Here is a 19325-nt window from a genome sequence, read left to right as displayed (position 1 = left end):
GGCCTAATCTTCGTCGAACCCGGCGTTAAACAGCGCAACTACCGCCGCCAGAGCTTCCTCTTCCTGAGGACCGGTGGCTTCAACCTCAATCTGACGCCCTTTGGCGGAGTCCAGCATCAGCAGCGCAATCACGCTGTTGGCTTCCGCTTCGGTGCCTTCGTCATTACGCAGCAGCACTTCTGCATCGAAACCCTGCATCAGCTCAAACAGCTTCATCGCCGGGCGTGCATGCATGCCCAGTTTATTGGTGATCTCAACGGTTTGTTTTACGGTCATGTTTTACGTTTTTCCAGCGTGCGATGACGGGACTGAACGTTCTTACCGCGCGAGCGGAAATAGTCGGCCAGTTGTTCGGCGATGTAGACCGAACGATGTTTACCGCCAGTACAGCCAATCGCCACCGTCAGGTAGCTACGATTGTTTGTCTCCAGCATAGGTAACCATAGCTCAAGGTAGCTTCGCGTCTGGTAGATAAAATTGTGAACTTCTGTGTGTCGGTCGAGGAACGCCGCCACGGGCTTATCCAGACCGGTCATTGGACGCAGTTTGGGATCCCAGTGCGGGTTCGGCAGGAAGCGCACGTCGAAAACATAGTCCGCATCAATCGGAATACCGTGCTTAAAGCCGAAGGATTCGAACACCATCGTCAGCTCGCGCTCGCGTTTGCCCAGCAGCCGGGTTCGCAGCATTTCCGCCAGCTCGTGAACGGACATCTCTGAGGTGTCGACAATCAGATCGGCACGAGAGCGCAGCGGCTCAAGCAGATCGCTCTCTTCGTCGATGGCGCTCTCCAGCGAGAGATTCTTGCTGGAAAGCGGGTGCAGACGACGGGTGTCGCTGTAGCGGCGGATCAGGGTATTGCGGTCGGCATCAAGGAACAGCAGCTGAGGCGAGAACGCGTCAGGCAGGTTACTCATGGCCTGTTCGAAGATCTCTGGCGATTCCGGCATGTTACGAACGTCGATACTGACGGCGGCGGAGGTTTGTCTCTCCGCTAACGTGCGTGCCAGATCGGGCAATAACACGACCGGCAGGTTATCGACGCAGTAAAAACCCATGTCTTCCAGCGCGCGCAGGGCAACGGATTTTCCCGACCCTGAACGACCGCTGACAATCATCAGTACCATGTTCCGTTTCTCCTCAGGACAACAGATGTGAAGGCCATCACCTGGTTATGCGTCATCCTGATTGCCTTCTGCTTCAGTGATAATTTGATAAAGCTCTTCATCACTTTGGGCCGAGCGCAGTCGACGGCAGATGGTTTTATCCGCCAGACGTTTAGCAACCAGCGAAAGCGTATGCAGGTGGGTCTTGGTCTGGTCGGCAGGCACCAACAGCGCGAAGAGGAGATCGACGGGCTGGTTATCAATGGCGTCAAAAGCGATTGGGGTTTCCAGTTGCACAAACACACCGACGGCACGCAGGGTGTCCTCTTCCAGCTTGCCGTGTGGGATCGCGATGCCGTTGCCGATACCGGTACTGCCCATCTTTTCACGGGTCAGAATGGCTTCGAACACCACCTGCGGCGGCAGGCCCAGCTGTTTTGCAGCCAATTCACTGATGATCTCCAGCGCACGTTTTTTGCTCTGGCAGTGAACGGCACTGCGGGTACATTCCTGGTTAAGGACATTGCTCAGTTGAAGAGCGGAATCGTTGTTCATCATAATTTCACCTAAGCGCTAACTGTACAAATGGCCCGTTGTGTTTCACAACAGGCCGTCCTGCACCCGTTAACTGCCCGGACAATTAGTGTTGTTTCAGTTTATCTTTATGTTTATTGAGCTGTCGCGCAAGCTTGTCAATCAAGCCGTCGATAGCCGCGTACATGTCTTGCCCTTCCGCACTGGCATGGAGTTCACCCCCGTTAACATGCAGGGTTGCATCCGAGATATGAGTCACTTTCTCCACTTTTAACACAACGTAGACCTGATTGATCCTTTCGAAATACTGCTCGAGTTTCGCGAACTTAGCGTTCACGAAGTCACGTAAAGCCTCAGTAATCTCGACGTTATGTCCTGTGATATTGAGCTGCATAGTGTCTTCCTTATCGGTTGTGTCAGACCAGTTGTTTACGCTGGTTAGACGGCGGAATGGATAAAGACTCTCGATACTTCGCAACAGTACGACGTGCCACCATAATACCCTGATCGGACAGCATGGTGGTCAACTTACTGTCACTTAGTGGCTTCGCGGGATTCTCCGCGGCGATCAACTTCTTCACCAGGGCGCGAATCGCCGTTGAGGAGGCTTCGCCGCCACCCTCGGTGTTCACGTGGCTGGAGAAGAAATACTTAAGCTCAAAAATACCGCGCGGACTGTGCAGATACTTCTGCGTAGTAACGCGGGAAATAGTGGATTCATGCATCTCGACGGCCTGGGCGATATCCGCCAGCACCATCGGCTTCATATACTCTTCGCCCTGCTCAAAGAAGGCCTGCTGCTGTTCGACGATGCAGCGGCTCACGCGAAGCAGGGTATCATTCCGGCTCTCCAGGCTCTTGATCAACCATCGCGCTTCCTGAAGATTGCTGCGAATATATTGATTGTCGGAGTCGTTGCGCGCGCTGGTACACATGGAGGCGTACTGCTGGTTGATTTGCAGGCGAGGGATGCTGTCAGAGTTCAGTTCAACGACCCAGCGGTCATTGTGTTTTCTGACCAGCACGTCCGGGATAACGTACTCGGGTTCGCTGGTCTGGATCGACTGACCGGGACGCGGATCGAGGGACTGGATCAGATTTACCGCCTCTTTCAGCACCTCTTCCTTCAGGCGCGTCACGCGCATCAGGGTGCGGAAATCGTGGTTAGCCAGAAGATCCAGATGATCGCTGATGATTAAGCGAGCCTCGTCGAGCCACGGCGTCTCTTTGCTGAACTGAGAAAGCTGGATCAGCAGACAGTCGCGCAGGTCCTTCGCGGCCACCCCGACCGGATCGAAGCGCTGAATGCGTTTCAGTACCGCTTCAATCTCCTCAATCTCAATCTCTTCATCGCCCATGCTTTCCAGAATGTCGTCCAGCGTGACGGTCAAATAACCGGTGTCATCAACGGCGTCGACAATCGACGTGGCAATAGCGCGGTCGGTATCGGAGAAGGGGGTAAGCTCTACCTGCCACATCAGGTAATCCTGCAGCGACTGGGTGGTTTCGCCCTGGTAGACCGGTAGCTCGTCGTCCTGGTAGTCTGCACGCGTGCCGGAAGGGGTCCCGGCGGTATAGATTTCATCCCAGCTGGCATCCAGCGGAAGCTCATCCGGCATCTCTTTTTGTTCGAGTGCATCCGCGGTGTCGAGCGCTTCTGTGTCCTGTGACTGCTGGGTATCTACCTCGTCATGAAGATCGGCTTGCTCCAGCAGGGGATTGCTGTCCAGCGCCTGCTGGAGCTCCTGCTGGAGTTCTAAGGTGGACAGTTGCAACAGACGAATTGCCTGCTGTAACTGCGGCGTCATCGCCAGCTGTTGGCTGAGCCTTAATTGCAAACCTTGCTTCATGTTCAGAGCATTTTTCTCCGGTTCGGCGTTACGTTACCTCTACCCTATCAGAGTCTGAAGTCTTCCCCAAGATAGACGCGCTTAACATGATCGTCTTCGAGGATCTGCTGCGGCGTACCGTGAGCGATCAGATTGCCCTGGCTCACGATATACGCGCGTTCACATACCGCCAGCGTTTCACGAACGTTGTGGTCGGTGATCAGCACGCCAAGTCCGCTGTCACGCAGATGCTCGATAATGCGTTTAATGTCGATAACGGAGATCGGGTCAACGCCCGCAAACGGTTCATCCAGAAGGATAAACTTCGGATTGGCGGCCAACGCGCGCGCAATCTCAACACGACGGCGTTCCCCCCCGGACAAGGCCTGGCCCAGGCTGTCGCGCAGGTGTTCGATATGAAACTCTTCCATCAGCTCGTTGGCGCGATCCTGACGCTGTTCGTTGGTCAGGTCGTCGCGAATTTGCAGGACCGCCATCAGGTTATCAAAGACGCTCAGACGACGGAAAATAGAGGCTTCCTGCGGCAGATAGCCGATGCCACGGCGCGCGCGCGCGTGCAGCGGCAGCAGGCTGATATCTTCATCGTCAATAATAATGTTGCCGGCATCGCGCGGCACAATACCCACCACCATGTAGAAGGTGGTGGTTTTACCCGCACCGTTCGGGCCAAGCAGGCCCACAATTTCGCCGGAGTTGACGGTCAGACTGACATCTTCTACGACACGGCGGCCCTTATAGGCCTTCGCGAGATTTTTTGCAGTTAATGTTGCCATAGCGAATTAGTTACTCTTCTTCTGTGCCGGGGCCTGGCCCTTGCCTTTGTCCTGCAGCTGCGACGGAACCAGCACGGTGGTTACGCGTTTGCCTTTCTCGCTGGAGGCCTGCATTTTTTGCTCTTTCACCAGATAGGTAATCTGGTCACCGGTAATATTGCTGTCCAGCTGTTCCAGATACGCGTTTCCGGTCAGGATGACCAGGTCCTTCGCCAGCTCATAGTGCATATGCGAGGCGTGGCCCTTCACCGGCTTGCCGTTGTCCTGCATCTGGTAGAAGGTGGCCGGGTTGCCGTAACCATCAATGATCTCTTTGCCCTGCTCGCCGCCCGGACGGGTAACGACCACTTTATCGGCGTTAATTTTGATGGTCCCCTGAGTCATGACGACGTTACCCGTGAAGGTGACGACGTTACCCTGCATATCGAGAGACTGGGTGTCAGACTCGATATGGATCGGCTGGTCGGTATCGCCCGTTACAGCAAGCGCGGGGAGACTGGCCGCCAGCATCGCGCTGGCGATAATTACTTTAAGGCTGAGTTTGTTTGTTTTGAATTTCATAGGAGGTTCTAACCTTTTCAATCAGCTCGGCGTTCTTGCTGCGTAAGTTCCCGCGCATTCTTAAACCGCTGGAATTAAATGTTGTGCCATACAGTGTGACCAGATCCTGCGACGTCACGTCCTGGGTTACCAGGTTGATCTGGGCATTATCCGTCGTAATTTTTCGCAGTTGCGAGTCAGCGGTCAGGGCGTTGACTTCAACGTGGCCATACAGATAAAGCATACGATCATTTGTCAGTTTGGCCCGATCTGACTTAATTGACCACGTCGGCACTTTGTCTTTATCGAAAGTGGTCATGACAGGTTGGGTAAACCACGAAACGCCGTCATCGGAAAAGTATTCAACGTGCTGGGCAATCAGGCGATAATTCAGCGCACCTTCCGGGCTATAGACCACGGTGTCGCTGTGATCGCTTTTATAGGTTGGATCGTTATTGTTGACGACTTCCGTTTGCGTATCGTCGCGATCGGCAAGGTTCACGCCAATCAATACCAGTGCGACAAGCGAAAGCAGAATGATAACCCAACGTCTGGTTTTACTCATATCGATTGCCCTTTGGCTTCATCAAGCTTGCCCTGCGCCAGCAGAAGCAGATCGCAGACTTCACGGACGGCACCCCGGCCACCGTTGATGTGGGTAACGTAGTCAGCGCGCGGGATCAACAGCGGATGAGCATCAGCAACCGCGATGCTGAGACCGACTTCAGCCATCACCGGCCAGTCAATCAGGTCGTCCCCGACGTAGGCCACGTTTTCCGGTGCGATAGCCAGTTTACCCAGTAAATCATTGAACGCTGCCATCTTATCGGATTGACCCTGGTAAAGATGGGTAATGCCTAAGGTTTCACAGCGGTCTTCTACCAGTTTAGCTTTTCGTCCGGTGATGATAGCAACCTCGATACCCGAGGTGAGCGCACAGCGGATACCGTAGCCGTCGCGAACGTTAAACGCTTTCAGCTCTTCACCATTATTGCCCATGTAAATCAGGCCATCGGAAAGTACGCCATCCACATCCAGAATGAGCAGACGAATATTTTCCGCCTTTGCCATCATCTGGGTACTGACCGGACCATAACAGGTTGCAAGGGATGCACCCGCATTACTCATTGTCTTATCCTTTATTACACTACGCCAGCGCGCAGCAGATCATGCATATGTACCACACCCAGCAACTGGTCGCCATCAGCAACCATAACGGAGGTGATATGGCGGGACTGCATCAGGTTCAGCACATCCACGGCCAGCGTTCCCGGACGCACGCGAATGCCGCCGGGCGTCATCACATCGGCAATGCCGAGCGTGCGGACATCTACACCCATGTCGAACACGCGACGCAGGTCGCCATCGGTGAAGATCCCCTGAATTTTCATCAGATCGTCGCACACGACCGTCATACCCAAATTCTTACGGGTGATTTCCAGCAGCGCATCACGCAGGGAGGCTTCTTTGCTGACGTGAGGGATCTCATCCCCGGTGTGCATAATATCGTTTACCCGCAGCAGCAGCTTGCGCCCCAGCGCGCCGCCCGGATGGGAGAGCGCGAAATCTTCCGGCGTAAAACCGCGGGCTTCAAGCAGCGCGACGGCAAGCGCATCGCCCATGACCAGCGCGGCGGTGGTGCTGGACGTTGGTGCCAGGCCGAGCGGGCAGGCCTCTTTCGGTACTTTAACGCACAGATGAATATCGGCCGCACGCGCCATGCTACTTTCCGGACGGCTGGTCATGCAAATCAGCGGCACCTGCAGACGCTTCAGTACGGGGATCAATGCCAGAATTTCATTGGACTCACCGGAGTTGGACAGCGCGATAACGACATCCTGCGGCGTGACCATCCCCAGGTCGCCGTGCGCGGCTTCCCCCGGGTGTACAAAGAAGGACGAGGTTCCGGTGCTGGCAAACGTTGCCGCCATTTTGCGCCCAATGTGGCCGGACTTGCCCATCCCCATCACCACGACTTTCCCGGCACAGTAGAATATCTTCTCACATGCCAGACTAAAATCCTGATTAATGTACTGATCTAACTGCGCCAGACCTTCACGTTCAATCTCCAGAACCTCTTTGCCTGCTTTCTGAAAGTCAAAACCCGGCTGCAATTCTATTTGCGACATAATGCGTTTCCGTTTACCCAGAGAGAAGAGGCGAGAGCCAGTACAGCATCGCCATCCATACGATAAATCCACCCGTCAGCAGCGCGCCTGCGCCTTTGCCGATCTGGCGTTGCCGCCGCCAGCAGAGCAGGGCAAATATCACGCTGACCAGCAACATCACCCCGTAATCGCGTGAAAACGCCAGAGGATTAAACGGACCCGGCGTAATCAGAGCCGGCAGGCCCATGACAATCGCGATATTAAATATGTTGGAGCCGATGATATTACCAATGGCGATGTCATCTTCCCCTTTACGCGCCCCCGCAATGGCGGTGGCCAGCTCCGGCAGGCTGGTGCCGATAGCAATAACCGTCAGGCCAATCGTCAGTTCGCTCATGGCGAAATAGTTCGCCAGTACCGTCGCGTTATCCACGACCATGCGCGTTGCCATCGGCATGATAATCAGCGCAACGCCAAGCCAGAGGAGGGCGACCGGCAGCGTGCCTTCCCGCGGGAGTTCGGCAACCTGTTCACGCGTCAGGCTATCCTGACCCTGTTTTTCCGCCTGGCGGGCAATTTTAACACTATACAGTAACCAGATGACGGCCAACGCCAGCAGGAAAATGCCGTCGCTATAGCTCAGTACGCCATCATAAAATACGCACCCTGCCAGCAGGCTTACGACTAACATTAGCGGCAATTCACGGCGCAGAACATCAGAATGCACGCGAAATGGATGGAGCAGTGCCGCAAGGCCTAAAATCAGTAATATATTGACGATGTTAGAGCCAATCGCGGTGCCAATTGCCAGGTCTAACTGACCATGCAGCGACGCCGAGACGGAGACGATGATTTCAGGAAGTGACGTGCCAACGCTGACCACGGTCATCCCGATGACTACAGGCGGTACACCCGTCAGGCGACACAGGATAGATGCAGCAAAGACTAAACGGTCAGCACTGTAGACCACTAACAGTAAACCAATGATTAACAGTGCTGTTGCTAAAAGCATCAAAAGTCCTTTCTTCAGGTATACTTGTCGGTCCATCGCGCGGGAATGGCTGGACTGCATACGGTCTGAGGCGTAACGAATTCCTAATTTTGACTTTATGCGCCGGAAAAGTAAAACAAATGCCAGCTTTCGCTAACCTCAACGGCTAATATTCTGTAAAAATGCGGGGTTAAGGGCTGATTCAGGCTGCACGTCTTAACGTGAGCAGGGTAAGAAAGGAACTATAAATGAGCCAAACGATGGCGAATATCGTCGATGTCCGCGGTGTGAGTTTTTCTCGCGGCAATCGACTGATATTCGATGATATTTCGTTGACCGTACCGCGTGGCAAAATCACCGCCATCATGGGGCCGTCCGGGATCGGTAAAACGACCCTCCTGCGCCTAATTGGTGGTCAGATCCCACCGGATAGCGGTGAAATCCTCTTCGATGGCGAAAACGTCCCGGAGATGTCGCGCTCGCGCCTGTATACTGTCCGCAAACGTATGAGTATGCTCTTTCAGTCGGGGGCGTTGTTCACCGACATGAACGTCTTTGATAACGTGGCCTATCCGCTGCGCGAGCATACCAGCCTGACGCCTGAGCTGCTGAAAAGCACGGTGATGATGAAGCTTGAAGCTGTGGGGTTGCGGGGAGCCGCGAAGCTAATGCCTTCGGAACTGTCCGGCGGGATGGCGCGCCGCGCCGCGCTGGCGCGAGCTATTGCATTAGAGCCCGATTTAATCATGTTCGACGAACCGTTCGTCGGGCAGGATCCCATCACGATGGGCGTGCTGGTAAAGCTCATCTCTGAACTGAACAGCGCGCTCGGCGTCACCTGTATCGTGGTGTCTCACGATGTACCGGAAGTGTTGAGCATTGCCGATTACGCCTATATCGTGGCGGACAAAAAGATCGTTGCACACGGCAGCGCCCAGGCGCTGCAGGAAAATTGCGATCCACGCGTACGGCAGTTCCTCGACGGTATTGCTGACGGACCCGTACCGTTCCGCTACCCGGCGGGCGATTATCGTGACGATTTACTGGGAATAGGGAGTTAAGCCACTCATGCTGTTAAATGCGTTGGCCGCTCTCGGACACCGTGGCATAAAAACCATCAGGACGTTCGGGCGTGCCGGATTGATGTTATTCAACGCGCTGGTCGGCAAGCCGGAGTTTAGCAAGCACGCCCCTCTGCTGGTGCGTCAGCTTTATAATGTCGGCGTGCTGTCGATGCTCATCATTATTGTTTCCGGTCTGTTTATCGGCATGGTGCTGGGGCTGCAGGGCTACCTTGTTCTGACAACCTACAGTGCGGAAACCAGCCTCGGAATGCTGGTGGCGCTTTCGCTGCTGCGCGAATTGGGTCCGGTTGTGGCGGCACTGCTGTTTGCCGGACGCGCTGGGTCGGCATTAACGGCTGAGATTGGCCTGATGCGTGCGACCGAGCAGCTATCCAGCATGGAGATGATGGCGGTCGATCCGCTGCGTCGCGTGATCTCGCCGCGTTTCTGGGCGGGGGTGATCTCGCTCCCGCTACTGACTATTCTGTTTGTCGCCGTGGGGATCTGGGGCGGTTCGCTGGTTGGGGTCAACTGGAAAGGCATCGATGCCGGCTTCTTCTGGTCTGCGATGCAGGACGCCATCGACCTGCGAATGGATCTGGTTAACTGCCTGATTAAAAGCGTGGTATTTGCCATTACGGTCACCTGGATTGCATTGTTCAATGGTTACGATGCTATCCCGACCTCGGCGGGCATTAGCCGTGCAACTACACGTACTGTCGTACATTCGTCGCTGGCCGTACTGGGCCTGGATTTTGTGCTCACCGCACTGATGTTTGGGAATTGAGTTCATGCAAACGAGAAAAAATGAAATTTGGGTCGGCGTTTTCCTGCTGCTGGCGCTGCTGGCGGCGCTGTTTATCTGCCTGAGAGCGGCGGATATCACCTCAGTACGCACCGAGCCGACGTATCGCATCTATGCCACGTTCGATAACATCGGCGGGCTGAAGGCGCGTTCACCGGTCCGCATTGGCGGTGTGGTGATCGGCCGCGTATCTGACATTACGCTCGATGAGAAAACGTATCTGCCGCGCGTCGCGATGGATATCGAAGAACGTTACAACCACATTCCGGACACCAGCTCCCTTTCTATCCGTACTTCCGGCCTGCTGGGTGAACAATATCTGGCACTTAACGTCGGCTTTGAAGATCCCGAGCTGGGAACGACTATCCTTAAAGACGGTAGCGTTATCCAGGATACGAAGTCCGCGATGGTGCTGGAGGACATGATTGGTCAGTTCCTTTACAACAGTAAAGGGGATGATAAAAAGTCTGACGATGCCCCTGCGCAGAGTGAAGACCATACCAACGTTGCGCCGACCCCTGGTGCTGCGAATTAATTCAGGAGAAGTCATTCATGTTTAAACGACTGTTAATGGTTGCCATGCTGGTCATTGCCCCTCTCACTGCGGCACATGCTGCGGATCAGAGCAACCCGTACAAACTGATGGACGAAGCTGCGAAGAAAACCTTCGACCGTCTCAAAAACGAACAGCCAAAAATTCGCGCGAATCCTGACTATCTGCGTGACGTGGTTGACCAGGAACTGCTGCCGTATGTGCAGATCAAATATGCGGGAGCGCTGGTGCTGGGCCGCTATTACAAAGACGCCACCCCGGCGCAGCGTGAGGCCTATTTTGCCGCATTCCGTGAATACCTGAAGCAGGCATATGGTCAGGCGCTGGCGATGTACCACGGTCAGACCTATCAGATCGCCCCGGAGCAGCCGCTGGGTGATGCGACCATCGTGCCTATTCGCGTAACGATCATCGATCCTAACGGCCGTCCGCCGGTGCGCCTGGATTTCCAGTGGCGTAAAAACAGCCAGACCGGCCACTGGCAGGCGTATGACATGATCGCCGAAGGGGTGAGCATGATCACCACTAAACAAAACGAGTGGAGCGACCTGCTGCGCACCAAGGGCATTGATGGCCTGACCGCACAGCTGCAGTCCATTGCTCGTCAGAAAATTACCCTGGACGAGAAGAAGTAATGTCGCAGCAACTCCGCTGGTCGCGTGAAGGTGAGACGTTAAGGCTGTCCGGTGAGCTGGACCAGGATCTGCTGAACCCACTGTGGGATAAACGCCATGAGGCGATGCAGGGCGTGACGCTTATCGACTTAACCGACGTCACGCGGGTGGATACGGCAGGCGTTGCGCTGCTCGCCCATCTGGTTGCCGTGGGCAAAAAGCAGGGAACAAGCGTCATGCTTCATGGCGCGAGTGACAATGTCGTTACCCTTGCGCAACTCTACAATCTGCCTCAGGACGTACTGCCTCGTTAATATTTTCAGTGCGTTACTTCCGAAAGCCCTGACAGTTTCATCGTCGGGGCTTTTTGCTTGTTTAAGACGACGCCACTTTGCTCTAAGATGTTGGGCTTGTTTTCACTATCAGATGATTAAGAGCCCATGGAAAATCATGAAATCCAGACAGTGCTGATGAATGCACTCTCCCTTCAGGAAGCCCACGTCACTGGCGATGGCAGTCACTTCCAGGTTATTGCTGTGGGTGAGATGTTCGACGGTATGAGCCGTGTGAAGAAGCAGCAGGCTGTGTACGCGCCGCTGATGGAATATATTGCGGATAACCGCATCCACGCCCTGTCGATTAAAGCGTTCACCCCGCAAGAGTGGGCACGCGATCGCAAACTAAACGGTTTTTGAGCTGAGGGCGACAGGCCCGCAGCACGGTTGAATTTATAAGAGAGCACACAATGGATAAATTTCGTGTACAGGGGCCAACGCGTCTCCAGGGCGAAGTCACAATTTCTGGCGCGAAAAACGCCGCGCTGCCAATCCTCTTTGCTGCGCTGCTCGCGGAAGAGCCGGTAGAAATTCAGAACGTACCGAAGCTGAAAGATATCGACACGACCATGAAGTTGCTCACCCAGTTGGGCACTAAAGTTGAGCGCAACGGTTCCGTCTGGATCGACGCCAGCAACGTGAACAACTTCTCTGCGCCTTACGATCTGGTTAAAACCATGCGTGCATCTATCTGGGCGCTTGGCCCGCTGGTGGCACGTTTCGGTCAGGGTCAGGTTTCGCTGCCGGGCGGTTGCGCCATCGGCGCGCGTCCGGTTGACCTGCATATTTTTGGCCTGGAGAAACTGGGCGCAGAGATCAAGCTGGAAGAGGGTTACGTTAAGGCCTCCGTCAACGGTCGTCTGAAAGGCGCGCACATTGTCATGGACAAAGTGAGCGTAGGCGCTACCGTCACCATCATGTCTGCGGCAACGCTGGCAGAAGGTACCACCATCATAGAAAACGCCGCGCGCGAACCGGAGATCGTGGATACCGCCAATTTCCTCGTGGCGCTGGGCGCGAAGATTTCCGGCCAGGGTACTGACCGCATCACCATTGAAGGCGTTGAGCGTCTGGGCGGTGGTGTGTATCGCGTTCTGCCGGACCGTATCGAAACCGGCACCTTCCTGGTGGCTGCGGCGATCTCTGGCGGTAAGATTGTCTGCCGTAATGCACAGCCAGACACTCTGGATGCCGTTCTGGCGAAGCTGCGTGAAGCGGGTGCCGATGTTGAAACCGGTGAAGACTGGATCAGCCTCGACATGCACGGCAAGCGTCCTAAAGCGGTGACCGTGCGTACGGCTCCGCATCCGGCATTCCCGACCGATATGCAGGCACAGTTCACTCTGCTGAACCTGGTGGCCGAAGGAACCGGTGTGATTACCGAGACGATTTTCGAGAACCGTTTTATGCACGTACCGGAACTGATCCGTATGGGTGCACATGCTGAGATCGAAAGTAACACCGTGATTTGCCATGGCGTTGAGAAACTGTCCGGTGCTCAGGTAATGGCAACGGATCTGCGTGCGTCTGCAAGCCTGGTGCTGGCGGGCTGTATCGCGGAAGGCACAACGGTGGTGGATCGTATTTATCACATCGATCGTGGCTATGAACGTATTGAAGACAAACTGCGCGCGCTGGGTGCCAATATCGAGCGTGTGAAGGGCGAGTAATCGTTCCGGCAGCCCCCTGCCAGAAATGACCGGGGGGTTGCTATTCCTGTCAAAAAACCGTTATCCCTGCGGTTCTGTTTTTGCTTTTCTCTGGCGCATCATGCGCGTTCTGTCGATAAATTCATGAGTAACAGGATCGTGATAACGTGAAGGCCAGATCACCCACGGGTGCGTTTCCAGCGCCGTCGCGATAATCAATTCTCCCTTTGGCCAGGGGCGGGTCAGGGCGTTGGCCAGGGTGGAAGAACTCAGACCATGGCGGCGGGACTCTGCTGCAAGTGACGTACCTCTTTTGCGCAGTGCCGCAATGATATCTGCCGTATGCCAGTCGATAAATTTCGTATCCATAACGCTGTCCTTAAGTTCGGATTCACCTACGCCGTTTCTTCTGAAACGACTGGCTTACTATACTCATTTCGACTTTTTGTTCTAAAAAGTTCGCGTTACTTGAAGGGATATTCAGAATAAGACATGGCTTTATTCATGCGGGCTTTAACCCGATTCATTTACATGAATGCGGAATTTACTGGTGCGTTTTTGAACCTCCCCGCGATGGATACGGGGAGGTGGGTGCAAGATTAACGGTCGCGTTGAACAGCGATATGGGCAAGACCAATCAGAGCATCGCGCCATGGGCTGTCTGGAATAACCTGGAGAGCTTCGATGGCTTTGTCAGCCTCTTCTTCAGCACGCTGACGCGTCCATTCCAGCGAGCCGCAGATGGCCATCGTTTCCAGTACAGGTTCCAGAAGATGGCGGCCATTTCCCTGTTCGATCGCCTCACGGATCATTTTCGCCTGATCGGCCGTTCCGTTACGCATCGCGTGAAGCAGCGGCAGGGTCGGTTTGCCTTCGTTCAGGTCATCGCCAACGTTTTTGCCAAGCGTTTCGCCGTCTGCGCTGTAGTCCAGCAAATCATCAATCAGCTGGAAGGCCGTACCCAGATAGCGTCCATAATCCTGCAGTCCTTTCTCCTGCGCCTCGGAACAGCCAGCCAGGATGCCGGAACACTGGGCGGCCGCTTCAAACAGGCGCGCTGTTTTGCTGTAGATAACGCGCATGTAGTTTTCTTCAGTGATGTCCGGGTCGTTGACGTTCATCAGCTGCAGCACTTCGCCTTCAGCGATGACGTTAACGGCTTCGGACATCACCTCGAGCACTTTCAGAGAGCCCAGGCTGGTCATCATCTGGAAGGCGCGGGTATAGATAAAGTCCCCGACCAGAACGCTGGCGGCGTTCCCGAAGGCAGCGTTTGCCGTGGCTTTGCCACGACGCATATCGGATTCATCCACAACATCGTCATGCAGAAGCGTCGCGGTGTGAATAAATTCGATCAGCGCGGCGATCGTCACGTGGGCATTTCCCTGATAGCCAACGGCTCTGGCAGCCAGAATGGCAATCATCGGGCGAATGCGTTTACCGCCGCCGCTGACAATGTAATAGCCCAGCTGATTGATCAGCTGAACGTCAGAGTTGAGTTGCTCCAGGATTGCTGCATTTACACCCGCCATATCTTGCGCGGTTAACTCGTTGATTTTTTCTAAATTCATCGCAAAAGCCGGGCTTTTTATCCTGTTGATCCCATCTTAAATGGGGTAACGAAGGGTTTCGGTTTATCAATAGTAGTGCTGATTGTACTGAAAAAACGGCTCAGATAAACGTTACCGTACGTGTTGTGTTTTTTTTCTTCATGTATTGACGGTAGCACTTGTCAAAGGCTCGCGTTTTGCGTAATATTCGCGCCCTATTGTGAATATTTATAGCGCACTCTGATTCATACGAGGACGTGCGCGGAAGCGGAGTTTATATGTACGCGGTTTTCCAAAGTGGTGGTAAACAACACCGAGTAAGCGAAGGTCAGACCGTTCGCCTGGAAAAGCTGGACATCGCAACTGGCGAATCTGTTGAGTTCGCAGAAGTTCTGATGATCGCAAACGGTGAAGAAGTCAAAATCGGCGTTCCTTTCGTTGATGGCGGCGTTATCAAAGCTGAAGTTGTTGCACACGGTCGTGGCGAGAAAGTTAAAATCGTTAAGTTTCGTCGTCGTAAACACTACCGTAAGCAGCAGGGCCACCGTCAGTGGTTCACTGATGTGAAAATTACTGGCATCAGCGCCTAAGACCTGAGGAGAGATTTAAATGGCACATAAAAAGGCTGGCGGCTCCACACGTAACGGTCGCGATTCAGAAGCTAAACGCCTGGGCGTTAAGCGTTTCGGTGGCGAATCCGTTCTGGCGGGTAGCATCATCGTTCGTCAACGTGGTACCAAATTCCACGCTGGCAACAACGTAGGTTGCGGTCGTGACCACACTCTGTTTGCTAAAGCAGACGGTAAAGTGAAATTTGAAGTTAAAGGCCCGAACAACCGTAAATACATCAGCATCGTTGCTGAGTAAGGTTTTCTCGGTCCGGTAACGGATTAAAGCCCCGCAACGTGTTGCGGGGCTTTTTACATTGGAAACCCGGAAAATTTTCTGTAGGGAAAACGGGCATGAAGCAGCAGGCCGGCATTGGTATTCTTTTGGCGCTCACGACCGCAATGTGCTGGGGTGCGCTGCCAATTGCAATGAAGCAGGTACTGGAAGTGATGGAGCCGCCTACGGTGGTCTTTTATCGCTTTCTGATGGCAAGCATTGGTCTCGGGACCATCCTTGCAGTTAAAGGCAAGCTTCCACCGCTACGGCTCTTCCGCAAACCTCGATGGCTGGTGTTGCTGGCCATTGCGACGGGCGGTCTGTTCGGTAACTTTATCCTGTTCAGCTCTTCCCTGCAGTATTTGAGCCCTACGGCGTCTCAGGTGATTGGTCAGCTTTCGCCTGTGGGCATGATGGTCGCGAGCGTGTTCATCCTCAAAGAGAAGATGCGCGGGACGCAGATTATCGGGGCAAGCATGCTGCTATGCGGCCTGGTGATGTTCTTCAACACCAGCCTGATCGAGATTTTTACCCGGCTTACGGACTACACCTGGGGCGTGATCTTCGGCGTGGGTGCAGCAACGGTCTGGGTGAGCTATGGCGTCGCGCAAAAGGTGTTATTGCGTCGCCTGGCCTCACAGCAGATCCTTTTTTTGCTGTACACTTTGTGTACAGTGGCATTATTGCCGTTAGCGAAGCCGGGCGTCATTACCCAGCTGAGCGACTGGCAACTGGCGTGCCTCATTTTTTGTGGGCTTAACACGCTGGTCGGTTATGGCGCGCTGGCGGAAGCGATGGCGCGCTGGCAGGCAGCACAGGTGAGCGCATTGATCACGCTTACCCCGCTGTTTACGCTGTTATTTTCAGATTTGTTATCAATGGCCTGGCCCGATGTCTTCGTCAGACCGATGCTCAACCTGTTGGGCTATCTCGGTGCGTTTGTCGTGGTTGCGGGCGCGATGTATTCCGCCATTGGTCATCGTCTTTGGGGACGTTGGCGCAAAAATGAAGCGGTCGTAGTAGTCCCCCGCTCAGGCGAATGAGTTACGGAGAGTAAAATGAAGTTTGTTGATGAAGCGACGATTCTGGTCGTGGCAGGTGATGGCGGTAACGGTTGTGTAAGCTTCCGCCGTGAAAAATATATTCCTCGTGGCGGCCCTGACGGCGGTGACGGTGGCGATGGTGGTGACGTGTGGCTGGAGGCGGATGAAAACCTCAACACGCTGATCGACTACCGCTTTGAAAAATCCTTCCGTGCAGAACGCGGACAGAACGGCCAGAGCCGTGACTGTACCGGTAAACGCGGTAAAGACGTGACCATTAAGGTTCCGGTCGGTACGCGCGTTATCGATCAGGGCACCGGTGAAACCATGGGCGATATGACCAAACACGGTCAGCGCCTGATGGTGGCGAAAGGCGGCTGGCACGGTCTGGGTAACAGCCGTTTCAAATCTTCCGTTAACCGTACCCCGCGTCAGAAAACGATGGGTACCCCGGGTGATAAGCGCGACCTGCAACTTGAACTGATGCTGCTGGCTGACGTGGGCATGCTGGGTATGCCAAACGCCGGTAAATCGACGTTCATTCGCGCCGTCTCTGCAGCCAAGCCAAAAGTAGCGGACTATCCGTTTACCACGCTGGTACCAAGCCTCGGCGTTGTCCGTATGGATAACGAGAAGAGCTTTGTGGTCGCCGATATTCCGGGCCTGATTGAAGGCGCCGCGGAAGGGGCTGGCCTGGGTATTCGCTTCCTGAAGCACCTTGAGCGTTGCCGCGTACTGTTGCACCTCATCGACATCGATCCGATCGACGGTTCCGATCCGGTTGAAAACGCCCGTATCATTATCGGTGAGCTGGAAAAATACAGCGAAAAACTGGCGAGTAAGCCACGCTGGCTGGTCTTCAACAAGATCGACCTGATGGATAAAGCAGAAGCCGAAGCGAAAGCCAAAGCGATTGCCGAAGCGATGGGCTGGGAAGATAAATACTACCTTATCTCCGCGGCAAGCCAGGTTGGCGTGAAAGATCTCTGCTGGGATGTGATGACCTTCATCATCGAGAACCCTGTCGTTCAGGCTGAAGAAGCGAAACAGCCAGAAAAAGTCGAATTCATGTGGGATGACTACCACCGCCAGCAGCTCGAAGAGCTGGAAGCGGAAGAGGAAGACGACTGGGACGATGACTGGGATGAAGACGACGAAGAAGGCGTCGAGTTCATCTACAAGCACTAATATCTGTCCAAAGCCCCCATCAGGGGGCTTTTTTCATTCCAGCGTTGAGGGCAGCCAGCAGCTTGCTATCAGGCCGCCTTCAGCACCATTCTCCAGCATCAGCTTACCGTGATGAAGCTGCAGGATGCGCTGTACGATACTCAGGCCAAGGCCGCTACCGCCGTAACGCTGATCGAGGCGACGGAACGGCTCCGTGATCGACTGTCGATGCGCTTCGTCAATACCAGGCCCCTGATCGATAACACTGAGCTGCGTACCGCCTTCGACCTCGGTAAGCGTCACGGTAATCGTGGTGCCTGTCGGGCTGTAGCGCCCGGCATTCTCCAGCAGGTTGCGCAGCATCAGCCGCAGCAGTACCGCGTCTCCCTGAACCGTGAGCGCGCTTTTAGCAGGCCAAATCACCGTATGCTCTTTGGCTTCATGCTCAAGACCAAGAGGCGTGATAATGGTGTCCGTCCAGTTGATGGTTTCATAGTGGCCGCTCGCCATTGCCTGTCCTGCACGGGCCAGCATCAGCAGTTGCTCAACGGTGTGCATTAGCTGGTCAATACGGCTGATGAGCGTCGTGGCCTGCGTAGAGCCTGACTGGGCCATGAGCTCCAGATGGAGCCTGATTCCGGCAAGAGGCGTTCGCAGTTCATGGGCGGCGTCAGCCGTGAAGAGACGCTCCTGCTGAATGGTACTGTCCAGCCTGGCGAGTAGCTGATTGAGCGAGGTGGTAACGGCGCCGATTTCTTCCATGTCGGAATACATAGGAAGTGGGGTTAGGTTATCCGCCGAACGGTTAGCCAGGCTCACGCGCAGTTTGTTCAGCGGTCGGGTTATCCAGGTGACCGCCCAGAACGAGAAAAATAACGTAAACCCAACCATCACCAGAGAAGGAACCAGCAGCGAGGCAATCGCTTCGCGGATCTCTTTCTCGACGTGGTTGTTACGCGATTTTGCCGACAGCGTTTCGTTCACCAGAAAGCCAATCTGTTCGCGGCTTTCGTGCCACAACCAAATGACGCTTATCAGCTGGAAAAATAACAGAATGACCGCCAGCAACACCATTAATCGCCGACGCATGCTGTTCATTTCTGGCTCTCCAGGCGGTAGCCAACGCCGCGGACGGTTTTAATCCGGTCTTTGCCGAGCTTACGACGCAGGTTGTGGATGTGGACTTCCAGGGTATTTGACCCCGGATCGTCCTGCCAGGAATAGATATCCTGCTGAAGGGTTTCTCTGTGTACCGTTTGTCCGCTTCGCATGATCAGACGCGTCAGCAAGGCGAACTCTTTTGGAGTGACTTCAACGGGCTGGGACTGGCGCAATACCTGCTGGGTTTGCAGATTCAGGGTAATGTCCCCGTCGGTTAGTAAGTTATCACTATGGCCCTGATAACGGCGTATTAACGCTCGCACCCGAGCCTGAAGTTCTGCAAGCGCAAAGGGCTTCACCAGGTAATCATCGGCGCCAGCATCAAGGCCGGTAATACGATCTTCAATGGCGTCGCGTGCCGTCAGGATTAACACCGGATTGGCGATGCCCCGGCGACGCCACTGGGTAAGCAGCGTCGCGCCGTCTTTGTCCGGCAAGCCCAGGTCAAGGATCACCAGGCTGTATTCGCCGCTCTGGATCAGGGCATCTGCTTCTGCCGCGGTGCCGGCACAGTCCAGGGCATAGCCTTCATTGGCGAGTCCCAGAGCCAGTCCTTCCTGTAATAACAGATCGTCTTCAACTATAAGTAGTTTCATC

26 protein-coding genes are annotated in these 19325 nt (G+C 54.6%); 11 read left to right on the top strand and 15 right to left on the bottom strand.

The window, feature by feature from the left end; translation table 11 throughout:
• Nucleotides 1-3: 3 nt before the first annotated feature.
• The 11 genes from npr to IB212_RS20460 all read right to left on the bottom strand — a co-directional run bounded on the left by npr (nt 4) and on the right by IB212_RS20460 (nt 7923).
• A complete protein-coding gene (gene npr / locus IB212_RS20510) occupies nt 4-276 on the bottom strand; it encodes a PTS phosphocarrier protein NPr (RefSeq protein WP_025756690.1) in 273 nt (90 codons plus the stop codon).
• Nucleotides 273-1127, bottom strand: a complete 855-nt coding sequence (gene rapZ / locus IB212_RS20505; protein ID WP_014885397.1) for an RNase adapter RapZ — start codon at nt 1125-1127, stop codon at nt 273-275. Before rapZ ends, npr begins: the two co-directional genes overlap by 4 nt.
• Before the next feature lie 45 nt (nt 1128-1172).
• Nucleotides 1173-1664 (bottom strand): PTS IIA-like nitrogen regulatory protein PtsN, encoded by a 492-nt coding sequence (gene ptsN / locus IB212_RS20500; RefSeq protein ID WP_008501443.1) that lies wholly within the window; start codon nt 1662-1664, stop codon nt 1173-1175.
• A gap of 82 nt (nt 1665-1746) precedes the next feature.
• Nucleotides 1747-2034, bottom strand: coding sequence for a ribosome hibernation promoting factor (gene hpf, locus IB212_RS20495; RefSeq protein ID WP_014171818.1), 288 nt, complete (start codon nt 2032-2034; stop codon nt 1747-1749).
• Between the two features lie 22 nt (nt 2035-2056).
• Nucleotides 2057-3490 (bottom strand): RNA polymerase factor sigma-54, encoded by a 1434-nt coding sequence (gene rpoN / locus IB212_RS20490; protein ID WP_028014571.1) that lies wholly within the window; start codon nt 3488-3490, stop codon nt 2057-2059.
• A gap of 47 nt (nt 3491-3537) precedes the next feature.
• Entirely contained in the window at nt 3538-4263 is a 726-nt protein-coding gene (lptB, locus tag IB212_RS20485) for an LPS export ABC transporter ATP-binding protein (protein ID WP_028014570.1), read from the bottom strand.
• A gap of 6 nt (nt 4264-4269) precedes the next feature.
• On the bottom strand, nt 4270-4824 hold the full coding sequence (gene lptA, locus IB212_RS20480; protein WP_028014569.1) for a lipopolysaccharide ABC transporter substrate-binding protein LptA: 555 nt from the start codon (nt 4822-4824) through the stop codon (nt 4270-4272).
• Nucleotides 4793-5368: an LPS export ABC transporter periplasmic protein LptC gene (gene lptC, locus IB212_RS20475; RefSeq protein ID WP_028014568.1), complete on the bottom strand. Its 576-nt coding sequence runs from the start codon at nt 5366-5368 to the stop codon at nt 4793-4795. The genes lptA and lptC overlap by 32 nt, the downstream gene beginning before the upstream one ends.
• Nucleotides 5365-5931: a 3-deoxy-manno-octulosonate-8-phosphatase KdsC gene (gene kdsC, locus IB212_RS20470; RefSeq protein ID WP_025756695.1), complete on the bottom strand. Its 567-nt coding sequence runs from the start codon at nt 5929-5931 to the stop codon at nt 5365-5367. Before kdsC ends, lptC begins: the two co-directional genes overlap by 4 nt.
• A gap of 14 nt (nt 5932-5945) precedes the next feature.
• On the bottom strand, nt 5946-6932 hold the full coding sequence (gene kdsD / locus IB212_RS20465; RefSeq protein WP_028014567.1) for an arabinose-5-phosphate isomerase KdsD: 987 nt from the start codon (nt 6930-6932) through the stop codon (nt 5946-5948).
• A gap of 13 nt (nt 6933-6945) precedes the next feature.
• Nucleotides 6946-7923 (bottom strand): calcium/sodium antiporter, encoded by a 978-nt coding sequence (locus tag IB212_RS20460; RefSeq protein WP_028014566.1) that lies wholly within the window; start codon nt 7921-7923, stop codon nt 6946-6948.
• A 227-nt stretch (nt 7924-8150) separates the two neighbouring features.
• On the opposite strand from IB212_RS20460, the gene mlaF reads away from it, so the two are divergent.
• The 7 genes from mlaF to murA all read left to right on the top strand — a co-directional run bounded on the left by mlaF (nt 8151) and on the right by murA (nt 12943).
• Complete coding sequence (gene mlaF / locus IB212_RS20455) at nt 8151-8963, top strand: phospholipid ABC transporter ATP-binding protein MlaF (protein WP_041907869.1); 813 nt, start codon at nt 8151-8153, stop codon at nt 8961-8963.
• 7 nt (nt 8964-8970) lie between these two features.
• A complete protein-coding gene (gene mlaE, locus IB212_RS20450; protein WP_045630729.1) occupies nt 8971-9753 on the top strand; it encodes a lipid asymmetry maintenance ABC transporter permease subunit MlaE in 783 nt (260 codons plus the stop codon).
• A 4-nt stretch (nt 9754-9757) separates the two neighbouring features.
• Nucleotides 9758-10306, top strand: a complete 549-nt coding sequence (mlaD, locus tag IB212_RS20445) for an outer membrane lipid asymmetry maintenance protein MlaD (RefSeq protein WP_041911946.1) — start codon at nt 9758-9760, stop codon at nt 10304-10306.
• Nucleotides 10307-10323: 17 nt separating this feature from the next.
• Entirely contained in the window at nt 10324-10959 is a 636-nt protein-coding gene (gene mlaC / locus IB212_RS20440) for a phospholipid-binding protein MlaC (protein ID WP_028014562.1), read from the top strand.
• A complete protein-coding gene (mlaB, locus tag IB212_RS20435) occupies nt 10959-11252 on the top strand; it encodes a lipid asymmetry maintenance protein MlaB (RefSeq protein ID WP_045630728.1) in 294 nt (97 codons plus the stop codon). Before mlaC ends, mlaB begins: the two co-directional genes overlap by 1 nt.
• A 126-nt stretch (nt 11253-11378) precedes the next feature.
• Nucleotides 11379-11633 carry a BolA family iron metabolism protein IbaG gene (ibaG, locus tag IB212_RS20430; protein ID WP_008501458.1) on the top strand — a complete coding sequence of 85 codons (255 nt, stop codon included), beginning with the start codon at nt 11379-11381 and terminating at the stop codon, nt 11631-11633.
• A gap of 50 nt (nt 11634-11683) precedes the next feature.
• Nucleotides 11684-12943, top strand: a complete 1260-nt coding sequence (murA, locus tag IB212_RS20425) for a UDP-N-acetylglucosamine 1-carboxyvinyltransferase (protein WP_028014560.1) — start codon at nt 11684-11686, stop codon at nt 12941-12943.
• Nucleotides 12944-13003: 60 nt separating this feature from the next.
• On the opposite strand, the gene sfsB is transcribed toward murA, so the two are convergent.
• Both sfsB and ispB read right to left on the bottom strand, forming a co-directional pair.
• Entirely contained in the window at nt 13004-13291 is a 288-nt protein-coding gene (sfsB, locus tag IB212_RS20420; protein WP_028014559.1) for a DNA-binding transcriptional regulator SfsB, read from the bottom strand.
• Nucleotides 13292-13521: 230 nt separating this feature from the next.
• Nucleotides 13522-14493: an octaprenyl diphosphate synthase gene (ispB, locus tag IB212_RS20415; protein WP_028014558.1), complete on the bottom strand. Its 972-nt coding sequence runs from the start codon at nt 14491-14493 to the stop codon at nt 13522-13524.
• Between the two features lie 257 nt (nt 14494-14750).
• On the opposite strand from ispB, the gene rplU reads away from it, so the two are divergent.
• The 4 genes from rplU to cgtA all read left to right on the top strand — a co-directional run bounded on the left by rplU (nt 14751) and on the right by cgtA (nt 17588).
• Nucleotides 14751-15062 carry a 50S ribosomal protein L21 gene (gene rplU / locus IB212_RS20410; RefSeq protein ID WP_003025032.1) on the top strand — a complete coding sequence of 104 codons (312 nt, stop codon included), beginning with the start codon at nt 14751-14753 and terminating at the stop codon, nt 15060-15062.
• 19 nt (nt 15063-15081) lie between these two features.
• The gene (rpmA, locus tag IB212_RS20405) at nt 15082-15339 is read left to right on the top strand and encodes a 50S ribosomal protein L27 (RefSeq protein WP_004385076.1); all 258 of its coding nucleotides are present in this window, start codon (nt 15082-15084) and stop codon (nt 15337-15339) included.
• Between the two features lie 95 nt (nt 15340-15434).
• A complete protein-coding gene (locus IB212_RS20400) occupies nt 15435-16400 on the top strand; it encodes a DMT family transporter (protein ID WP_028014557.1) in 966 nt (321 codons plus the stop codon).
• A gap of 15 nt (nt 16401-16415) precedes the next feature.
• On the top strand, nt 16416-17588 hold the full coding sequence (cgtA, locus tag IB212_RS20395) for an Obg family GTPase CgtA (protein ID WP_014885381.1): 1173 nt from the start codon (nt 16416-16418) through the stop codon (nt 17586-17588).
• Nucleotides 17589-17621: 33 nt separating this feature from the next.
• Here cgtA and pmrB read toward each other — a convergent pair whose 3' ends face one another.
• The gene (gene pmrB / locus IB212_RS20390) at nt 17622-18665 is read right to left on the bottom strand and encodes a two-component system sensor histidine kinase PmrB (protein ID WP_041907874.1); all 1044 of its coding nucleotides are present in this window, start codon (nt 18663-18665) and stop codon (nt 17622-17624) included.
• Nucleotides 18662-19324, bottom strand: a complete 663-nt coding sequence (gene pmrA / locus IB212_RS20385) for a two-component system response regulator PmrA (protein ID WP_028014555.1) — start codon at nt 19322-19324, stop codon at nt 18662-18664. The genes pmrB and pmrA overlap by 4 nt, the downstream gene beginning before the upstream one ends.
• Between the last annotated feature and the right edge of the window lies 1 nt (nt 19325).

Source organism: Enterobacter sp. E12 (genome assembly GCF_014596715.2).
Taxonomy (GTDB): Bacteria; Pseudomonadota; Gammaproteobacteria; order Enterobacterales; family Enterobacteriaceae; genus Enterobacter; species Enterobacter bugandensis.
This window is presented reverse-complemented; position numbering and strand designations above follow the sequence as displayed.